Annotated in this window: 14 protein-coding genes; 11 read left to right on the forward strand and 3 right to left on the reverse strand. The window is 33.4% G+C overall.

The features are described from left to right. The first annotated feature begins 8 nt into the window (after positions 1 to 8). The 3 genes from bsdtb5_RS09715 to bsdtb5_RS09725 all read left to right on the forward strand — a co-directional run bounded on the left by bsdtb5_RS09715 (position 9) and on the right by bsdtb5_RS09725 (position 2,819). Positions 9 to 836, forward strand: a complete 828-nt coding sequence (locus bsdtb5_RS09715) for a carbohydrate ABC transporter permease (protein ID WP_271715819.1) — start codon at positions 9 to 11, stop codon at positions 834 to 836. Between the two features lie 15 nt (positions 837 to 851). After that, positions 852 to 2,324 (forward strand): 4-alpha-glucanotransferase, encoded by a 1,473-nt coding sequence (gene malQ / locus bsdtb5_RS09720; protein WP_271715820.1) that lies wholly within the window; start codon positions 852 to 854, stop codon positions 2,322 to 2,324. A gap of 144 nt (positions 2,325 to 2,468) precedes the next feature. After that, complete coding sequence (locus tag bsdtb5_RS09725) at positions 2,469 to 2,819, forward strand: DUF6054 family protein (protein ID WP_271715821.1); 351 nt, start codon at positions 2,469 to 2,471, stop codon at positions 2,817 to 2,819. 158 nt (positions 2,820 to 2,977) lie between these two features. Here bsdtb5_RS09725 and bsdtb5_RS09730 read toward each other — a convergent pair whose 3' ends face one another. Together bsdtb5_RS09730 and bsdtb5_RS09735 are read right to left on the reverse strand one after the other, a co-directional pair. Then, entirely contained in the window at positions 2,978 to 4,438 is a 1,461-nt protein-coding gene (locus bsdtb5_RS09730) for an MFS transporter (protein WP_330611994.1), read from the reverse strand. A 1-nt stretch (position 4,439) separates the two neighbouring features. Continuing rightward, the gene (locus bsdtb5_RS09735) at positions 4,440 to 4,922 is read right to left on the reverse strand and encodes a MarR family winged helix-turn-helix transcriptional regulator (protein ID WP_271715822.1); all 483 of its coding nucleotides are present in this window, start codon (positions 4,920 to 4,922) and stop codon (positions 4,440 to 4,442) included. Positions 4,923 to 5,707: 785 nt separating this feature from the next. On the opposite strand from bsdtb5_RS09735, the gene thrS reads away from it, so the two are divergent. After that, a complete protein-coding gene (gene thrS, locus bsdtb5_RS09740; protein WP_271715823.1) occupies positions 5,708 to 7,603 on the forward strand; it encodes a threonine--tRNA ligase in 1,896 nt (631 codons plus the stop codon). A 149-nt stretch (positions 7,604 to 7,752) separates the two neighbouring features. On the opposite strand, the gene bsdtb5_RS09745 is transcribed toward thrS, so the two are convergent. After that, positions 7,753 to 8,580, reverse strand: a complete 828-nt coding sequence (locus bsdtb5_RS09745) for a LysM peptidoglycan-binding domain-containing protein (RefSeq protein ID WP_271715824.1) — start codon at positions 8,578 to 8,580, stop codon at positions 7,753 to 7,755. Positions 8,581 to 9,239: 659 nt separating this feature from the next. On the opposite strand from bsdtb5_RS09745, the gene bsdtb5_RS09750 reads away from it, so the two are divergent. The 7 genes from bsdtb5_RS09750 (at position 9,240) to bsdtb5_RS09780 (ending at position 20,367) form a co-directional block, all read left to right on the forward strand. Continuing rightward, on the forward strand, positions 9,240 to 14,162 hold the full coding sequence (locus bsdtb5_RS09750) for a metallophosphoesterase (protein ID WP_271715825.1): 4,923 nt from the start codon (positions 9,240 to 9,242) through the stop codon (positions 14,160 to 14,162). 402 nt (positions 14,163 to 14,564) lie between these two features. Continuing rightward, positions 14,565 to 15,464 carry a class I SAM-dependent methyltransferase gene (locus tag bsdtb5_RS09755; RefSeq protein WP_271715826.1) on the forward strand — a complete coding sequence of 300 codons (900 nt, stop codon included), beginning with the start codon at positions 14,565 to 14,567 and terminating at the stop codon, positions 15,462 to 15,464. A gap of 79 nt (positions 15,465 to 15,543) precedes the next feature. Further along, a complete protein-coding gene (locus tag bsdtb5_RS09760) occupies positions 15,544 to 16,710 on the forward strand; it encodes a trans-sulfuration enzyme family protein (protein ID WP_271715827.1) in 1,167 nt (388 codons plus the stop codon). Positions 16,711 to 16,714: 4 nt separating this feature from the next. Then, positions 16,715 to 17,641, forward strand: coding sequence for a PLP-dependent cysteine synthase family protein (locus bsdtb5_RS09765; RefSeq protein ID WP_271715828.1), 927 nt, complete (start codon positions 16,715 to 16,717; stop codon positions 17,639 to 17,641). 272 nt (positions 17,642 to 17,913) lie between these two features. Then, positions 17,914 to 18,711, forward strand: coding sequence for a GNAT family N-acetyltransferase (locus bsdtb5_RS09770; RefSeq protein WP_271715829.1), 798 nt, complete (start codon positions 17,914 to 17,916; stop codon positions 18,709 to 18,711). Positions 18,712 to 18,874: 163 nt separating this feature from the next. Then, positions 18,875 to 19,804: a hypothetical protein gene (locus tag bsdtb5_RS09775; RefSeq protein ID WP_271715830.1), complete on the forward strand. Its 930-nt coding sequence runs from the start codon at positions 18,875 to 18,877 to the stop codon at positions 19,802 to 19,804. Positions 19,805 to 19,890: 86 nt separating this feature from the next. Then, complete coding sequence (locus bsdtb5_RS09780) at positions 19,891 to 20,367, forward strand: GyrI-like domain-containing protein (protein WP_271715831.1); 477 nt, start codon at positions 19,891 to 19,893, stop codon at positions 20,365 to 20,367. Positions 20,368 to 20,426 lie beyond the last annotated feature (59 nt).

Consider the following 20,426-nt stretch of genomic DNA (forward strand, 5'->3'; position numbering starts at 1 on the left):
GTGTTATCATGTGTAATGAAAGAAAAATATCGAAGTTCTTTAAAATCATAATAGGTTTATTCGTTGCAGCATTATTTTTATTTCCTATGTTCATGTTACTTCTAGCTTCTTTTAAATCTCAGAAGAATATATTCCTAGATGTAATTGGATGGCCTAAGCCAATAGTTTTAACAAACTATGGTGAAGCTATGAAACGAATGGATTATGGATCAGCATTATGGAATTTATTATGGATTACCATAGTTGCAACTATTATTATTATCATATTTACCTCTATGGCTTCCTGGGTATTAGTAAGATATAAGACTCGTGTATCAAAGGTATTATTTTATGTATTCGCAATCTCCATGTTGATACCATTTCAATGTGTTATGTTACCTCTTATGAGTACATTAAGTAAATTAGATCTTTTAAATCCAAAAGGATTAATATTTGCGTATCTTGGGTTTGGTTCACCTTTGTCAATCATTTTATATCATGGATTTATAAAAGGAATTCCAGCTGAATTAGAGGAAGCAGCTGCAATTGATGGTTGTAGTATGTTTCGCACTTTTTGGGGAGTCGTATTTCCCTTACTATCACCAATCACAATGACAGTAGCTATTCTAAATATTATGTGGATATGGAATGATTATTTGTTACCAAGTTTAGTAATAGGATCAAATGTACAATGGAATACTCTACCTCTTAAGACATTCTTTTTCTTCGGACAATTCTCAAGTCGATGGGATTATGCATCAGCTGGATTAATTATGTCAATCATACCAATAATAATATTCTATCTAGCAGCACAAAAGAAAATAATCAAAGGTGTTGTAGATGGTGCAATTAAATAGGAAAGAGGAGAAAGAATGAGAGCAAGCGGAATATTATTACCAATCGCATCCTTACCATCAGCCTATGGAATTGGTTGTTTTTCAAAAGAAGCTTATCTTTTTGTAGATCAACTAAAAAAGGGAAATCAAAAGTATTGGCAGATACTACCTTTAGGTGCAACGGGTTACGGAGATTCTCCATATCAATCATTTTCGACATTTGCAGGTAACCCTTATTATATTGATTTAGAACAATTAATAGAAGAAGGGCTACTAACAAAAGAGGAATGTGAGGCGTGTGACTGGGGAGATAACATAAGATATGTAGATTATGAGAAGGTTTATCTAAGTCGATATGATCTTTTAAGAAAAGCTTACGATAGAGTTAACTTATCTAATAATAGGGAATATCATAAATTCAAAGAAGAGAATACTTCTTGGTTAGATGATTATAGTCTATATATGGCAATCAAAGTCCAAAAAGATGGCTTATCATGGCAAGAATGGAAAGAGGATATTCGGATACGCTCTGATGAAGCAATGGAATATTACCAAACAGAATTGGCTCAAGATATCGAATTCTATTGTTATCTTCAATATTTATTCTTTATGCAATGGGCTAAGCTAAAAAGTTATGCGAACGACCATCAGATTCAGATAATTGGCGACATACCAATCTATGTCGCACTAGATAGTGCTGATGCCTGGGCAAATAGTAATTTATTCATGTTCGATGATAATATTCGGCCAACCGTAGTTGCAGGCTGTCCACCGGATGCTTTCGCAGCTACCGGACAATTATGGGGAAATCCAATCTACCGATGGGAGGAACATAAGAAAAGTAATTATCATTGGTGGATTGAACGAATGAAACATTGTGCGAAGCTTTACGATGTAATTAGAATTGATCACTTTCGTGGTTTTGATGAATATTATGCTATCCCATATGGCCATATTACAGCAGAATATGGAGAATGGAAAGCTGGTCCGGGGTATGATTTGATTGAAGCATTCAATCGAGAGTTAGAAGGAGTACCTATCATTGCGGAAGATTTAGGATACTTAACGGATAGTGTTAAGGAATTGTTAGATAAGTCTGGATATCCAGGTATGAAAGTATTACAATTTGCTTTTGATTCAAGAGAGAAAAGCAATTATCTGCCTCATTGTTACGATAAAAATTGTGTCGTATACACAGGAACACATGACAATGATACTTTGTTAGGTTGGTACCGCATTCTGATTGAGGAAGATAAAGAATATGCCAATGCATATGCTGATATTAAGGGGGAAGAAGATAGTTGTAAGAAAATCATTCGTCTTGCGTATGAAAGTGTAGCTAATCTTGTTATAATACCAATTCAAGACTTCCTCGAATTAGGAAGTGAGGCTAGAATTAATATCCCTTCTACATTGGGTAATAACTGGAAGTGGAGATTGTTAAGGAAGGAAATTACGGATGAATGTTTAGATTACATGAAAGAGTTAACGATGCTTTTTGAACGTTAAGATAGTAAACGCATTGCAAATAGTTCTAAAATAGGTATAAATGTTCTAATAATATACACACAATATAGTAGAAGGACATGATTATAAATTATGTTAATGGCATAATCTATAATAAGTACTGAACTGTATTGGAGGCATTATGTAATGGCTAAATATGAGAAAAAGGTTAAGGGGACTTATCAATCTGTACTATCTGCAGTGGATGAGGCAATAAAAAATATTGGTGCACATGGTCTTGAGTTAATAGATGAAAGTGAATGCAAGTATGATGATGTCATTGTATTAACTCGTGTCTATGAACGTTATTATATAAGAAGTGGCAATTATGCCAGCCTTACTTTAACTATGGTTGAACATAATGATGAAATATCAATTATTGCAATTGGTGCGGGAGGTGGAACTAATTTCCTCAATCTTAATTTGGGGGCAGAAGATGATATCATAAAGAAATTTCAAAAGAATCTTGAACGTTATGATACATTCAATCATGATTAGAATGCCTATGTATCTACAGTGAAATGGACCCTATAATATAGAGGCAGATAAAATTAGAGATATATCTTTATTTTTATCTGACTATTTTATAGGATCCATTTTACAAGTAGATACCTTTTATTATGTTATAAGGGTTAAGTATAATCATCTATCCGATATTACAGTGTAGCTCTTTTTGATCTACGATGATTATATAGTCGAAAAGCAGTCATAAGCGCACCGATGATACAAATAACAGCAGCAAATTGATAGACATGACTCATTCCATAGTTGAATACATCAGGTCTACCTTTTACATAGTCAACGACACGATAACCAACTTTTTCGCTCATTCGATTATATAGAATCAAAGTAGCAAGAGAAGTACCAAGCACCATTCCTAGATTACGGACTAAAGCATTAATACTACCTGCGATACCTAGTTTATATTTTGGAACCGTCGACATAACAAGTGAGTTATTTGGTGATTGAAACATACCATTTCCAATCGACATGACTACAATAAATAGTATTATAATTAATACATTGGATTTATGATTCAAGGTTGATATTAGAAGAAGTCCAATACTTGAAAAAACTAACCCCAAGAATGTTAAGATCTCTGAACCAATCTTGTCTGACATGTAGCCACTAAAAGGAGCTACTACGGATAGCACAATTGGTGATACCATCATAAATAGACCAGCTTTACCAGGGGTCATATTAAGGGCATCTTGAAAATAAAATGGTAATATAATATTCGAAGCACTAATTGCGATAAAGGAAGCCATTGCACAAAGAATACTTATCGTAAATAAGCTATTACCAAACATGGATAAGTCAAGTAGAGGTTCTTTCGATTTCATTTCAACAAGAAGGAATGCAATAAAAGATACTACAGATATTACAAATGCAGATATCATTAATGGATTATTATAACCAACTCTTTGTCCATGGACTATTGCAGCAAATAAAGATACGATTGCAATAGTAAATAATAAAGCACCAAAAAGGTCTAGTGATTCCTCACGTGATGTATTCGATTTTGGAAATAGTTTTATAATTAAGATAAATACTATAATTCCGACTGGAACGTTTACTAAGAAAATATATTCCCAGCTAAATAAAGATATAATGAGACCACCTAAAGGAGGACCAGTCATTGCACCAAGTGCAACGAAGCTACCGAGAGTACCAAGTGCTCTACCTCTTTCATTGGGTGGGAAAACATGTGTGATGATCCCTTGATTATTTGCCATGGTAGCAGATGCACCAATTGCTTGAATGATTCTCGCAATGACAAGAATGGTTAAAGAATCCGTAAAGCCACATAATAAGGAACCAAGAGTAAATAGAACTACTCCAAATTTAAATACTTTTACTTTACCAATCATGTCACCAAGTCTACCAAATATAAGGATAGTAGCAGCAATCGCTATTAAGAAACTAGTAACGACCCATTCGATCTCTGCCATACTCACATGTAGTTCATCTGACATATTTGGTAGAGCTACATTAACAATACTACCATCTAGGGTAGCCATAAATGTTACCATAACAATCGTGATTAGCATGATCCATCTATTTTTATAGGTTTTACTATCTTTATTGTAGGAATTGTTATCGTTTTGTGTTTCCAAGTTATTCATCCCCTTTCGTATGTTCAGAACAATAATGTCTATACTTTTTACCATTTGTTAAAACTTGTTCAAGAAATGAAAGCCCATTTTCGATTAAGTGTGCATCGGAATACATAGTTTCTGGAACAATAATATCAATCCAATCTTGAACTATAGTTAAGATCTCAGGAATGATTTCTCTTGCTTTGTCTGTCAAATATAATTGATAAGCTCTAATATCCTCTTTATTTTGTTCTTTTCTAATGTATCCTTCTTCAATTAACTTCTTGATTGTTCTGGCAGACATCGATTTATCTACATTCAGTTCTTTGCTGATATCATTTTGACTGATTCCAGAACATCTTTTTAGGACGAGTAGATACGGATATGAGCTCATACTTAGATTATATTTTGCAAGATGTTTATCAATATAGGCCTGAGAACATCGATAAATATTTGAATTTAGTTTCATTAGATAGGTTAATTTGTCAATCTTGTTCTCCATATTAATCTCCATTCTACTGCCAATTATAAGTTAATGATAAGTAAAGGAATTATTAAATAGCATTAGTTTCTCATGATTTATAGTATAGTATTTACAGTCTGATAAATAAGATACCACAGAATAGTTGACTAGTCAACTATATTGTGGAGTTAATTGATGGATTTTCAGAATTGCAAAAGATGAGAGTGCTATTATTACGATAAAAATCCTTTAAAACTTTTATATGATAAGCTGCTTGGGATAGACTTCAATATATAGAACCAATATTTGGGGTTGACATATCATAAACTAATGATTATAATCAAAACCAATATAAGAAAAGCTATGAAGGAAAGAGTAACTGATTGGAAGCATCCAGAGAGAAGAACACATGGTGGGAGTTCTTTATGTGAATGATGAGTGAAAACCGCTCCTGAGCTATAATACGAATATAGTTATCATGATGATTGGCTATAAGAAGTATTATCGTATGTCTGCGTTAAAGAATAGGATTTGTTAGAATCTGAAAGTAAAAAGTTAAGGTGGAACCGTGCGTTCATTAATAGTATGCACCCTTAGATTACATGATATTTATGTCATGAATCTAGGGGTGCTTTCTTATATTACTACAATTTCGGCCAAAATTGTAATTTTGTTTTATCGTACGATTGAATACAGAAGAATACTTGAATGTGTATTTCGAAATGCAAAATAATCACAAAGTGAACAAAAAGTGATTATTCTTAAGAAAAGTAGCAATCTAAGTGAAAAATCAAAATATTGATCGGTAAAGGAGAATGTAGAATATGAAGATTGAACAAAAAGATGGTGTAATAAAAGAGTATGAGAATCCAATCTCAGTTATTGATGTTGCAAAAGGAATCAGTGAGAATCTTGCAAGAGTTGCATGTGCAGGAGAAGTGGATGGTAAGATTGTTGATCTAAGAGAAATGATTAAGGAAGATTGTCATTTGACTATCTTAACATTTGAAGATGAGAAAGGAAGAGCAGCATTTCAGCATACAACTTCCCATATCTTAGCTCAAGCAGTCAAGCGATTATATCCAGATACAAAGCTAGCGATAGGTCCTTCAGTGGAAGATGGTTTCTATTATGATTTTGAGTTTGAGAGATCATTTACGAATGAAGACTTACTAGCAGTAGAAGAAGAAATGAAGAAGATCGTAAAAGAAAAGCTAGAGATACGCAGATATTCACTACCAAGAGAAAAAGCAATTGAACTGATGAAAGAGCGAAAAGAAGATTATAAAGTTCAATTAATCAAAGAATTACCAGAAGATAAGATTATCAGTTTCTATGAGCAAGGTGAATATATTGATTTATGCGCAGGACCTCACTTATTTAACACAAAATATATAAAAGCGTTCAAATTAACAGCTGTTGCAGGTGCTTATTGGAGAGGAAATGAGAAGAATAAGATGCTTACTAGAATCTATGGAACTTCATTCCCCAAGATGAAAGATTTGGAGGAATATCTAGATAGATTAGAAGAGGCAAAGAGACGTGATCACAGAAGATTAGGGAAAGAACTTGGATTATTTACAATGATGGAAGAGGGACCTGGATTTCCATTTTTCCTACCAAAAGGATTGATACTTAAGAATCTGTTAATTGATTATTGGAGGAAACTTCATGAAAGAGAAGGATATGTGGAGATATCCACACCAATGATTTTAGATCGTAAGTTATGGGAGACTTCTGGTCATTGGGATCATTATAAAGATAATATGTATACACTTCAAATTGATGAGAGTGATTTTGCCATAAAACCAATGAATTGCCCAGGAGGCATGTTAGTATATAAATCACAGATGCATTCATATCGTGATTTACCTCTGCGTATTGGAGAACTAGGATTAGTTCACAGGCATGAAAAATCTGGAGCTCTACATGGGCTGATGAGAGTTCGTTGTTTTACTCAAGATGATGCACATATCTTTATGACAAAGGAACAGGTAGAGGATGAGATAAAAGGAGTGATTCGCTTAATTGATGAAGTATATCAAAGATTAGGATTCTCGTATCATGTAGAACTTTCGACTAGACCGATAAATAGTATTGGAAGTGATGAAGATTGGGAACTTGCTACAGAAGGTCTTCAAAATGCACTTAAAGGTCTGAATATGGATTATGTGATCAATGAAGGGGATGGTGCATTCTACGGACCAAAGATTGATTTTCATCTAGAAGACGCAATCGGAAGAACATGGCAGTGTGGAACAATCCAATTGGATTTTCAATTACCAATTCGCTTTGAGGCAGAATATATTGGTCCAGACGGAGAGAAACATCGACCAATCATGTTACACCGTGTTGTATTTGGAGCAATTGAACGATTTATGGGGATATTAATTGAGCATTATGCTGGTGAATTCCCTATTTGGCTTGCTCCAGTTCAAGTGAAATTACTTCCTATCTCTGGCAAGTATTCTGATTACGCTAAGAAAGTAATGATGGAACTAAAGGAAAATGGAATACGATGCGAGTTAGATGAAAGAGATGAGAAGATTGGATATAAAATTAGAGAAGCAAGACTGGATAAAGTGCCTTATATGCTGATTATTGGAGCAAAAGAGGAAGAATGTAATTCCATATCTGTTCGTAAACGAGGAGAGGAAGAAACGATTCAACGAAATATTGAAGAGTTTATTCAGTTAGTAAAGAAACAAGAAAAAGAATAGAAAATCAAGTAGAATTAACAATAATACTAGTGTAAATAAGGTTACCAATTGAAATAGAACGTGAAAAAGAGTTGCTTATTAGATAATTTAAAAAAGGGATGTGAACACCAGATAGCGTGTTCACATCCCTTAAATTTATTCTTTTTTATTTACTTAGCAAATACCATGGCTCCAATACGAGCAAAAATTGGCTTTGACCATAACCATGTATTTTTAGAACTATCATCAAAATAGAACGTTGCACCTTTACTCGGATCACTTCCATTCAATGCTTCTTTTGCAGCTTTAATTGCAATATCAGTGGCTGGATGATTAATGTATCCATTCTTAACTGGTGAGAATTGATAATAACCACCAGATACATGATTAATAACGCCTTTAATTGTTGATGGCCATTCTTTACTTTGAACTCTATTTACAACTACACCACCAACTCCAACCATTGCTTGATATGGTTGACCAGAAGCTTCTGCTGTAATCAGTCTTGCTAATAGATCAAGTTCTTCTTTTGAATAGGAGATAACAGCGTTACTACTTAAAGATGTTTCTTTAGCGATTGATGTGTTTGTTGAAGTTGTTTTTGATTTTGTAGTAGTTTGAGTAGTATTTTGTGGTTTTACACCTGGAAGAATTAATTTCTTACCAGCCACTAAATTGTCATTCCATATATTATTTGCTTTTCTTAATGTATTAACTGAGATTCCATATCTTTTTGCTATCTTATAAAGAGTATCCCCTGCCTTAACCGTGTAAGTCTTAGCTGAGACAGTTAATGTTTGTCCAGGATATACTTCATCGGAAGTTAGATGATTCATTGCTTTTAACTTACTTACGGATATCTTAAATAGCGTACTTATTTTATAGAGAGAATCTGTCTCGGTTACTTTGTATTTCGCAGCAGAAGATGTCGTTGAGAATAATAGTGTAGATATTATTAAGCTCATGATTAATATTGTTGCTTTCATGTTTTTGTTCATATTGACCTCCTTGTGGTTGGCTTCATATGTTTCCTTTGTGACATATGCTTATTATAACGGAGGTCGGATGGCATAAGCTATGCCTTATTTTTGGTAGCAATTGAATATATAATCAATGGGACATTTTATTTCCTTTTATTTGCTATTTATTAGTAGAAGATTTTTTACATATTACTTACAAAAATATATAAAAAATAATTTGAATTATAACGTAAAATCTTTATTTTATGCATATTTCCGCAATACTTTTGTAACAAATATTTACGCGATTCTAGAGTGTGTAATATCAGAATGGAATAAGATGTAAATATTCCAAGTAAATAATGGATTATTATCAATCATGCGGAGTATCATTTATACATTTCCTATTAATGATATGGAAAAATCGAATTTAGCATAATTAAGGGGGATAGTGTTATCAGATTATCCGATGGAGTGAGGTAAACTAAGTAAACGGATACTTTTTATACATCTGATTACATAGTTTTACAATACGATAGGATATGAAAAATACTTCATTCTTTGGACTAGTAAACTAAATGGAAAATCGAATTTACCATAAACTAACAATACTCACATACTTATTTTACAAAATAAGGATATAACGAAAGTATAATTTTAAGCCAAATCAAAGCATATTGGCAGTATGGGAGGTTATTATGTTAAAAGGATATCAAAGTAAGGGTAAAAGAACTATAGCAACGATTCTTTCTGGTGTTATTGTTATTGGCACTACATTTAGTAATGATAGTATAGTGAATGCAAATGCAAAAATGATACAGAATGCAATTCTTTCAAACTCTAGTATAGGCGGTAATCTATATACGAGTAATTCTAATCAGTTAGAGCGAATACTAAATAACATTACTACAAATGAAAGTATGACGAATACACAAGCACAGGCAGTAACAGGACCTGCAATTACGACAAAAGCGACTGGTTTATTTTTGACGGAGATCTATAGTAATACCCAGGCTAACTCAGGGGATAGTACCAGCATATCAAAGGGTAGTACAATAATAGAAAATGATCCAATGGAGTATATAGAATTATATAATAGTACGAATGAAGATATAAAATTTAACGAGGATTATTCAATAAAAAGTGTGACAGGTACTGCAATTACAATGAATACTCTATCTGTAGATAGTTTTACAGGAGGAAATGTCATCATCCCTAAAAATAGTGCTGTACTATTATGGATATATAATCCAAGCACCACAAGTAACCAATTGGCAATGAAGGAAGAGGATTTTCGGAGTGCACATCATGTCGATGCCAATACACCTATTTACATATTAAAAGGATTTGATGGGATTCATACATCCGGTGCATTGGATGTTATTGATAAAAATGGAGTATCAGTATCAAGATATCAATATACTGACGCCGATCTTGAGAAAGGAAAGAGTGTTCACCTTCGAGTATCCTCCATAGGTAGCACAATGATCGCATATAAGCAAAAGGCAGATCCAACAGCGGGTGTCATTGAAGAAGAACAACTTACCTATACGAATGAAAATGTTAAAGACACAATAGCGCCACAACTTAGTATCGAGTCAATCTCGGATAAGATTCAACTTGGAGATAGCATTCCAGTTCTTTTGAAGTCAAACGAAAAACTGAAAAGTTCTGAAATATCTTATAGCAACGTAGTGAGTGGAGTAGAGAAAACCGCATCAAAAGTAGCAATGGTATATGTAGGGGAGTCCAATGGAGTATATACATATCAAGGTAGTGTTACACCAGATCAATTAGGTGAGTATCACATTCGAGTTAGTGGTACCGATGAAGCTGGAAATATATCCACGTTACCTGCCGATAAAAATGGATATATCGTAACAGTAAATATCAAAGATACAAAGAATGCACCAATTCTTACTTGCTTAGATGATTCCATTACAAGTATAAACGAGGGGGAAGAACTAAATATTCATTATTCTTATCAAGATGATATGGGAATGCAAAAAATAACCATCTATTATAAGACCTCCTCTGCGACAGAATATAAATCAATCGATACAACATCATTTAGAATTCTAGGTAAATATTTCGCAATGATTCCTGCCAATGAATTATTGAATCAAGATTATGTAGAATATTATCTCGAAGGATACAATTTATATCGTAGTGTGAAGACTCCTATAAAGAAGATTAAGATAAATAAAGTAGACGATTTCACAGGTATTCGAACAAATCTAACAGAAGGGCAAAGTCTTGCGGGCAATATTCTAATAACTGCAAAGGACAAAAAAGATAAAAATGTCTCCATCGAAATTGACGATACTAAGATGAAGAAAGTGAACTTATTAGAAAAAGGAGCGTTCTTTACCTTTAGTTTTACAGGAAATGATAGTTATTACAAAAATGGTGTTTCTGTTGGTAACAAGATTCTTTCTTATATCGCGAAATGGTCAAATGTAATGCAATCAAAAGCTATCTTCGTTGATCAATCGAACTTTAATTACCGCGAGGATGGTAGTTGTGAAATAACGATATCAGTGTGGGCAGGCACCCAAGGAAGTGCTTTTGAGATTGGGAACGATAAGAATAATGATGATTATAAAGCAACAGGTTTTCATTTAGTTCTAACTGATGGAACCGTACTGAATCCTGATAATGGAATTGATCCCAATGTAGTTCAGAAAATGGGGGATAGTAAAGGGATGATCGAACGCTTGGATATTCATTATACAGTTCCAGCAGATAAAGTTGATGCTCTTGGTTACGTATGGGATACCACGTTAGAAAAGGACGGACTACATAATGTTACTATAAAATCAGCCACAGAGACGAAAAAGATTCAGGTTCGAGTGGATAATACGGCACCAGTGATTACTACTAGTATTCATAAGAATGAAAAGTTGAATAACGAGTGTACAGCACTAATCTCTTTATCGGATGATACTGGAATAAATGAGAATGAAACAAAAGTATATTTAAATGGCGAGATATTAAAAGCTCCATACACATTCCAAGGATCGGATTTAATAGAAGGTAAGAATATGCTTGTTGTTAAAGCAATGGACTTAAATGGTAATGAAGGAGTTCAATCCATTGCATTCACATACAATAACGGAAAACTTGTTGTAAGTAACATGACACAAACAGGAAGTAAGAAGGATAGTATTCACCTTAAGGCAATGCTTGGAGAGAATGTGAAAGATAATACAAAAGTAACTTTTTACGAAGGAAAATCTCTAGAGATTGGTGATGAGATTAATGTATTACAGGGCAGTGGTGATAATACAGGAAGTAGTGTTCCTGGAGCACTTGGTACTGTAACCACGAAAGATGGAGCGTACCCTTATCAAATCTATGAAATGAAAGCAGAGGGTGATCCTTCGGATATTCTGCAAGTGAAAATAAGTGCAAAGGCTTCTTATAATAAACCAATTCAATTATACGTGTATAATGTTAGCAAAAATGGTTGGGAACTATTGAAAACAATTGATGAGGATAACGTTAAAAAAGCTGAATTCACTCTAGAAAACCATGTGCAAAATAATATAGCTAAAGTATTAGTACAAGCAAGAGGAAATGAAACAATTCCTTCTATAGAGCCTGCAGATGATAAAACAATCAAAAATAATTATGTGTGGGATGGAACTGGAATTCCAGAACAGTATGATTTCTCTTTTGCTTGGATAACCGATACGCAGTATTATACAGAGACTTGGAATGATTCTTTTGATACTATGAATCGTTGGATTGTTAGCCAGATGAATCAACAAAAAATCAAGTATGCAATTCATACTGGAGACCTAGTGGATGAGTTTGAACAGAGCTATCAATGGGAATGCGTTGATAAAAACATGAAGATTTTTGAAGATGCAGGATTACCTTATGGAGTATTACCAGGTAATCATGATGTAGCAGCAGGAAATGAATTATATGAATATTACTTGAAGTATTTTAGTGAAAATCGCTTTAAAGATAGCCCTGTCTATGGAGGCTCTTATAAAAATAATCTCGGACACTATGATTTGTTAACGATAGATGGAGAAGAGATGATCGTTCTATATATGGGTTGGGATCTATATAATAGTGAAGTGGAATGGATGAATCGTATTTTACAAAAATACAGTGATCGCAAAGCAATTATATGCTTACATCGTTATGTAGACCAGAAAGGAAAATTAGACTATACCGGTGACTTGGTGCAAAAAGAAGTAGTTGCTAAGAATTCTAATGTATTTGCAGTTCTTGATGGACATTATCATGGAGCTGCAATTAATGTAACTGCATTCGACGATAATCATGATGGAATCAAAGAGCGTACGGTATACCAGATATGTACGGATTATCAATCCGCAGATAAGGGTGGCAGTGGTTACGTCAAGATGTTATATTTTGACTTGGCAAATAATAAAATATATATGAATTCCTATTCAAAGGAATTAAATGATTATAATTTTTTTGATAAAAGTAAATTAAGTTCCTACGCTCCAGGTGTAGTCGAAGCTGATTTGGATATCTATGAGTTAAATGTTGATTTTAATAACGTAGAACATTCCCTAGTAACAACATCAATGGATGCAACTTTATATACGAATAACGCAATAGGTTCTACCGATAGCGCAAATGGTTCTGCTGAAATAGAATGGAGTGGACTTGTGAAAGATTCGAAGTATGGTTGGTATACAGCGATTAAGAATAACGAAAATCTAATTACTAGAGGGGATGTAAGTGAGTTCGTATTTATGCCAACAGTAGAACCAGAACCTACTAAGCCAGATCCAACTCCAACACCATCGACTCCAGATCCATCTTCATATCAGCCAACATCTACAATACCTACCAATAAGTCTACAGATCAAGAGAAGTTAAAACCAAATTATAATGTACCACATGGATTAACTGCTATATATGGTAAAACTTTAGCAGATGTAACTTTACCAGCTGGATTTTCCTTTGAAGAGGTAGCATCAACCTTAGTTGGTGATGTAGGAATTCATAAGTTTAAAGTGACTTACACACCTTCGGATACAACGAAATATAAAGTTGTAACAGGAATCGAAGTTGAAGTTACAGTGAATAAGGCAAAGGGCACATTCTTATTACCAAAAGAATCTAATATAACGAAGACATATGGTGATAAGGCATTTCGATTAAAAGCACAAGTTACTGGAGAAGGACAGATTAGTTATAAATCCGATAATACAAAAGTCGCAAAAGTGAACAAAGAAGGCAATATAATAATAAAAGGTTGTGGAAAAGCAGTGATAACTATGAATACGGATGAAACAAATAATTATACTAGTGCATCAAAAACGATAACTCTCCGTGTAAAACCACAAAAAGCGATATTATCTGATATTACTATGAGAAATGAAGAAACGATTCATATTGCATGGAACAAAGACAACAATGTATCAGGATATGAGATTACTTATGCAACAAACAATGACTTTTCTAAGGGTAAAAAGACAATTGATGTGAAAGAAAGTAAAACAGCATCAAAGAGTATATCAAATCTAACCAAGGGAAAAACTTATTTTGTGAAGATTCGTTCTTATAAAATAGTGGATGGTAAGAAGCTATATGGAAAATATAGCGATGTAAAAAAGATAAAATTATAAATTTAATCTGTTTTGTTAATGAAAAAGAATCATACAAATCTTTTTGTGTGATTCTTTTTTCTATTATAATTCAGGTTCTTTATGAAGTATCTATACAAAGAAATCTTAATATAGGCTAAAAACATCCTTATGTATTACTTTAATTCATAAAAGGACAATTTGAAAGTATAATTTATATTGACAAAAGTAAATTATATGATAAACTTAAATCATATTAAAACTATAGGAATTATATGATATATAAAATTTAATACTTAAAGTTATACAATCATGATAAAACAAAGAATATAAAAAAGAGAAGATACAGACGAGTCGTTATTGTATTTCTAGGGATAATATTGTTGTTGCATAAGACTTAATGTTATGTGAATTGATATAGTTATAAAAGAAAGGAAAATAAAGATGCTTGAAAACAAAGGGAGCATAACCGCAAAAATATGTGCTTTTGCTAGAGCACATCACTCCTATTATAATCGAGATAAAATATTTGATGATTATTTGGCGTTTGACTTGTTAGGCGATGATGAGTACGAACATATGAAAGCTTTAACCAAACAAAGATTCAGTAGAATAACCAATCAAAGGGAAGAACTACAACAGTTGAATCATTTTATGGAAGAATATATTTCTCCCATACCTTTATCAAGAATATGTTATACAGAACGTAAACTACTGGAATTTACCAAAGAACATGGTAGCTGTCAGTATGTGATATGTGGAGCAGGATTAGATACCTTTGCATTTCGTAATGATAATCCAAGTATTGAAATATTTGAGCTAGACCATCCATTAACGCAGAAGCATAAGATTGAAAGAATTAAAAGTCTTAGATGGAAGATTCCAGAAAATGTACATTTTGTACCAATCGATTTTTTGAATCAGAGGATTGATGAGACATTGTTAGAAGCTGGATTTGTTTCCGATAAAAAGACTTTCTTTGGAATACTAGGTGTGTCTTATTACTTATCATTGGATACTTTGCGAGATACATTTTTAAGTGCATCTAATATATCATCACCTGGGAGCCTAATTGTGTTTGACTATCCAGATGATAATTCCTGGAAGAATGATATAGGAAGTACTCGAATTAAGAAAATAAAAGCCTTAACAGAAGAACTAGGTGAAAAGATGACAGATGGATTCGATTATCATGATTTAGAAAAAGCCCTTAGAAGTAGTGAATACGAGATTGTTGACTATCAATCACCTAAGAAGATTCAAGAACATTATTTCCGTAATAGAAAAGATAACTTGCGCGCATTTGAAAATGTTCATTTTATCACCGCAGAATTAGCGAAATGATAAATTGGGCATATGTATTTGAAAAGAGGAAGATAAAGTATCATAAATTATAGAGCATATAAGATCAGGAGGAATAAGAATGAGTAAAAAGAATTATAGCGATATATCAACAGCATTAATCCATGGGGGAATCTATGGAGATGAAAGAACAGGAGCAGTAAATGTACCCATTTATCAAACGTCTACTTATGAGCAGATTAGTCTTGGAAAGCATACAGGATATGAATATTCTAGAACAGGTAATCCAACCAGAGAAGCGCTTGAAGCTTTGATTGCTGAATTAGAAAGTGGTACTTCTGGCTTTGCATTTGCATCGGGTATGGCAGCAATTACAGCGGTTTTATCCTTATTTAAGTCAGGCGATAAAATTATAATATCAAGTAATGTATATGGAGGAACTTTTCGTGTACTAGATAAGATATTCAAGAACTTTGGAATACTCTATTCAATAGAAGATACAACGGATCTTGAAGGTCTTGATAAGAAGATTACGGAAGATGTAAAGGCCATCTATATCGAAAGCCCAGCCAATCCCCTTATGACAATCACAGACTTAAAGGCTATTGCTGATATAGCAAAGAAACATGAAATATTATCCATAGTGGATAATACTTTTATGACTCCTTACTTACAAAGGCCAATTGAATTCGGTATTGATATTGTACTGCATAGTGCTACAAAATATCTAGGAGGTCATAGTGACTTAATTGCAGGTCTTGTCGTGGTAAATAATAAGGAATTAGGAGAAAGAATTGCATTTATTCAAAATGCAACCGGTGGAATATTACAACCATTTGATTCTTTCCTTTTAATTAGAGGAATAAAGACCTTAGGGGTTCGCCTTGATAGACATGTGGAAAATGCTGAGAAAATAGTTGATTATTTAGTGAATCATTCAGCAGTCAAAAAGGTTTATTACCCTGGGCTTGAAGATTTCCCAGGATATGAGGTGAATAGAAAACAAGCGAAGAACGGTGGTGCTATGCTATCCTTTGAATTAAATGATAACTTAGACATTAGAAAATTCTTTGATGGGCTAGGGCTTGTTGCTCTTGCAGAAAGTCTTGGAGGTGTCGAATCACTTGTATGTCATCCAGCAAGCATGACTCATGCATCCATTCCATATGATATTCGTCAGAAGGTTGGAATTACAGATGGATTGATTCGATTGTCTGTAGGAATTGAAAAGGTTGACGAGATCATTGCAGATCTGGATCATGCAATTCAATTAGCTGGGGAGAATTAAGTTTATGAAATATTTTGAATCAATGCAAGAACTCATTGGTAATACACCATTGGTAAAATTAAATTATATCTATGATAAAAATATAGATGATAGAAAAGATATAAATATTTTTGCAAAGCTTGAATTATATAACCCAGCAGGAAGTGTAAAAGACAGAATTGGTAAATATATGATTGCAGATGCAGAGGATAAAGGTAGATTAAAGCAAGGTTATACCATAGTAGAAGCAACCGCAGGAAATACAGGACTTGGTATAGCATTTGCAGCTTTAAATAAGGGATATCGAATAATTTTTGTAGTACCAACAAAGTTTTCCATTGAAAAACAGAAATTAATGAAGGCACTTGGCGCTGAAATTATAAATACTCCTAGAGAAGACGGAATGCTTGGAGCTGTTGCCAAAGCAGAAGAAATAAAGTCACAAATACCTAATTCTATATCGTTAGAACAGTTTAAAAATAGGAGTAATCCGAGGGCACATTACGAAGGAACCGGACCTGAAATATACGATGCCCTAGAAGGTAATCTTGATTATGTCGTTCTTGGAGCTGGAAGTGGTGGGACTTATACGGGTGTTTTAAAATATCTGAAAGAGAAGAATCCTAGAATTAAGGGTATTCTCGCAGATCCTGTAGGTTCCACCATGGGAGGAGGAGAACATGGAGACTATAATATTGAAGGGATAGGTAATGATTTTATTGCCGACACAATGGATATGAGCCTTGTGGATGAGGTAATTAAGGTTAATGATGAGGAAGCATTTAGGGTGTCTAGAGAGTTAGCGAAAAAAGAAGGAATATTTGCTGGAACTTCCTCAGGTGCAGCAATGGCAGCAACGTTAAAACTAGTGAATAAAATTGACAAAGGAAACGTAGTTGTTGTATTTCCTGATAGAGGAGATCGATATTTTAGTGCAAATCTTTATGAGTAGGTCGGATAGAATACTGTAATGATATAATATGATTTGAAAAAGTAGATAAAACACATCTTGATAAAATATACATCAACCAGAAAGCGAGACTAACCAACAGGATAGTCTCGCTTTCTGTAATCAGGGATGAAAAAGGTATTAAAAAATGCAACCGATTATTACCTTTATTTTGAACATGCACTTATAGAAAAGTTTATGAAATATATTAGTATGGAAAAATACACCATACCTTGCTATAATATTTATAGATAGTATACGAGGAGGTAAAAAGTGTGGTAAAAGTAAATCAGAACCAAATGGTTAACATAGCTCCATTATTTGAAGGTTGGGAAGAAACAATGATATGGTCATGTCTTGATGGGTGTATGGGCCAAGCATGGGCGGATCAAATAGAACATCCTAGTATCGCACTTATCATTGTTTCAGATTTTGGTTTCTTGGCTGGAGATGTAGACTCAGTTGAAGCTAGCGTTGTTGCGAGTTATATTCCAGATTATTATGAACGATTAATCCTCGTACCTAAGGATGCAGAGTGTGGTAAGTTAATTCAAAAGGTATATGCTAGTAGAAGTGATAGATCAATTACTTCATTTCAAAGATATGCATTAAAAAAAGAGAAAGATGCCTTCAATAGAGAACATTTGCAGTCATATGTAGATGCACTTCCAAAAGAATATCAGATTCTTCCAATAGATAAAGAAATATTTCAAGTTATTAAGTGCGAAGATTGGTCTTATGATCTTGTTAGTGCTTTCTCAAGTTTTGAAGATTATCTAGAGAAGGCAGCAGTTGGATATGTAGTGATTAAAGATAGCAAAATAGTAAGTGGAGTATCAACTTATACCTATTACAAAGGCGGTGTTGAAATAGAGATTGATACACACCCAGAGTATCGAAGAAGAGGACTAGGGATTGCCTGTGCTGCAAGGTTTATACTAGAATGTATATCACGTGATCTTTATCCTAGTTGGGATGCAGCAAATAAGGGATCATTAGATCTTGCTATAAAACTTGGATATCATTTTGACAAAGAATATACGGCATATTTTATTCAAAAATGTAGTGAATAATTTTCACATTTTTTACCTATAGTTTTCTTGACGTTAGGATCTAGTTAACTTATAATGTTAAATACTAGAAAATAATATCAATATTAATGATTCATGTATGCAAAATGATAGGATATAGAACTGAAAAAGAACGTTATTTTGAAAGTTTCAAGGAGGTATAGGAATGAAATTATCAAAAGATCAATACGATGTGATTCGTAAATGGATGTATCGATATGCAAGACCATTAGATATTGCAAGATGGAAGTTTCACTTTGAAAATGGAAGCAGGTTAGATGTACTTACTGCATTATCTGCATACCAAAATGAGGATGGTGGCTTTGGACATGGACTAGAAGCAGATAGCCTAAACCCTAATTCCTCACCTATTCAGACGTGGTGTGCAACAGAGATTCTGTATGAACTAAGGATAACTCATAAAAATAATACTATGGTGAAAAGTATATTGGCCTATCTGGAAAGTAAAAAGGATTTCATTGATGGTTATTGGCTAGCACAAGTTCCATCTAATAATGAATATCCAAGAGCACCTTGGTGGACCTTTGACGTGAATGAGGTGAAAAAGTGGAGTTACAATCCAACCATTAATCTAGTTGGGTTCATTCTATTCTTTGCAGATATCAACTCAGAACTTTATCACTTAGCACTAAAGATAGCGAAAAAGGCAGTTTCCTATTATCTTAGTACGGATTATAAGCCAAATATGCATGAAGAGATTTGCTTTATGCGATTCTATGATTATTGTATGAAAGCAGGAATTACGGAGATCTTTGATGTACCAGTGATGCGAAATCAACTGATTCATAATGTGACATCTTTAATTACTACAAATAAAGAAGCATGGAAGACAGATTACGTATGCAGGCCATCTCAATTCTTCATATCTCCAAAAAGTATATTTTATCAAGACAATATTGAAATATCCGAATTTGAACTTGAATACATTATGAAATCAATGAATCCAGACGGTAGCTGGAATATTAACTGGAACTGGGATGACTTTCAAGAAGAATGGAATATAAGTAAGAATTGGTGGAAAGCACATCAAACAATTATGTATATGCTTTATCTTAAAGGATTTGAATGCTTTTAATTAGATAATTTTATAATATGACATACAGATGTCAAGTTCATAATGTTATACTCATTTCATTAAAAGAAAAGAGGAGACAGTGACAAATGGGAGTTAATATGAATTATGATATTGTAAAATTAGAACAAAAATTAGTTGCAGGATTAAGAATTAGAACAAGTAATGGTAATCCAGATACGCCAAAAGACATAGCAAGTCTGTGGGAAAAGTTCTTTCGAGATGGAGTATACCAATCTATCGAGCATAAGGTAAATGATAGTACAATCGGACTTTATACCAATTATGAAAATGATGTAGCAGGTGAGTATGATATGCTCGTATGTTGTGAAATCGATGATAAGAATAATCAAAATACGAATACAGAATTAGAATATGAGATAATTTCTGCAGGAACATATGCAAAGTTTATTGTAATAGGCGATGTTAAGAATGCAGTTTCTGATTTTTGGATGAAGCTATGGAACATGAATCTGAATCGTAAATATACAAGTGACTTTGAGGAATATCATATGGATGAGGAAGGCAATTGTAATGAGATTCATATTTATATTGCATTACAATAATCAAATGGCATAAACACAGTATTTTTAAGCCATTCACTATACGAAAAGGCGCTAGACTA

Source organism: Anaeromicropila herbilytica (assembly GCF_016591975.1).
Taxonomy (GTDB): domain Bacteria; phylum Bacillota; class Clostridia; order Lachnospirales; family Lachnospiraceae; genus Anaeromicropila; species Anaeromicropila herbilytica.

What these genes read in the sequence shown, in the direction of transcription:
- bsdtb5_RS09755 (WP_271715826.1), top strand. Translation starts at nt 14,565, where the DNA reads ATGCTTGAAAACAAAGGGAGCATAACCGCAAAAATATGTGCTTTTGCT.
- bsdtb5_RS09780 (WP_271715831.1), top strand. Translation starts at nt 19,891, where the DNA reads ATGGGAGTTAATATGAATTATGATATTGTAAAATTAGAACAAAAATTA.
- bsdtb5_RS09760 (WP_271715827.1), top strand. Translation starts at nt 15,544, where the DNA reads ATGAGTAAAAAGAATTATAGCGATATATCAACAGCATTAATCCATGGG.
- bsdtb5_RS09750 (WP_271715825.1), top strand. Translation starts at nt 9,240, where the DNA reads ATGTTAAAAGGATATCAAAGTAAGGGTAAAAGAACTATAGCAACGATT.
- bsdtb5_RS09765 (WP_271715828.1), top strand. Translation starts at nt 16,715, where the DNA reads ATGAAATATTTTGAATCAATGCAAGAACTCATTGGTAATACACCATTG.
- thrS (WP_271715823.1), top strand. Translation starts at nt 5,708, where the DNA reads ATGAAGATTGAACAAAAAGATGGTGTAATAAAAGAGTATGAGAATCCA.
- bsdtb5_RS09725 (WP_271715821.1), top strand. Translation starts at nt 2,469, where the DNA reads ATGGCTAAATATGAGAAAAAGGTTAAGGGGACTTATCAATCTGTACTA.
- bsdtb5_RS09715 (WP_271715819.1), top strand. Translation starts at nt 9, where the DNA reads ATGTGTAATGAAAGAAAAATATCGAAGTTCTTTAAAATCATAATAGGT.
- bsdtb5_RS09745 (WP_271715824.1), bottom strand. Translation starts at nt 8,580, where the DNA reads ATGAACAAAAACATGAAAGCAACAATATTAATCATGAGCTTAATAATA.
- bsdtb5_RS09775 (WP_271715830.1), top strand. Translation starts at nt 18,875, where the DNA reads ATGAAATTATCAAAAGATCAATACGATGTGATTCGTAAATGGATGTAT.
- malQ (WP_271715820.1), top strand. Translation starts at nt 852, where the DNA reads ATGAGAGCAAGCGGAATATTATTACCAATCGCATCCTTACCATCAGCC.
- bsdtb5_RS09735 (WP_271715822.1), bottom strand. Translation starts at nt 4,922, where the DNA reads ATGGAGAACAAGATTGACAAATTAACCTATCTAATGAAACTAAATTCA.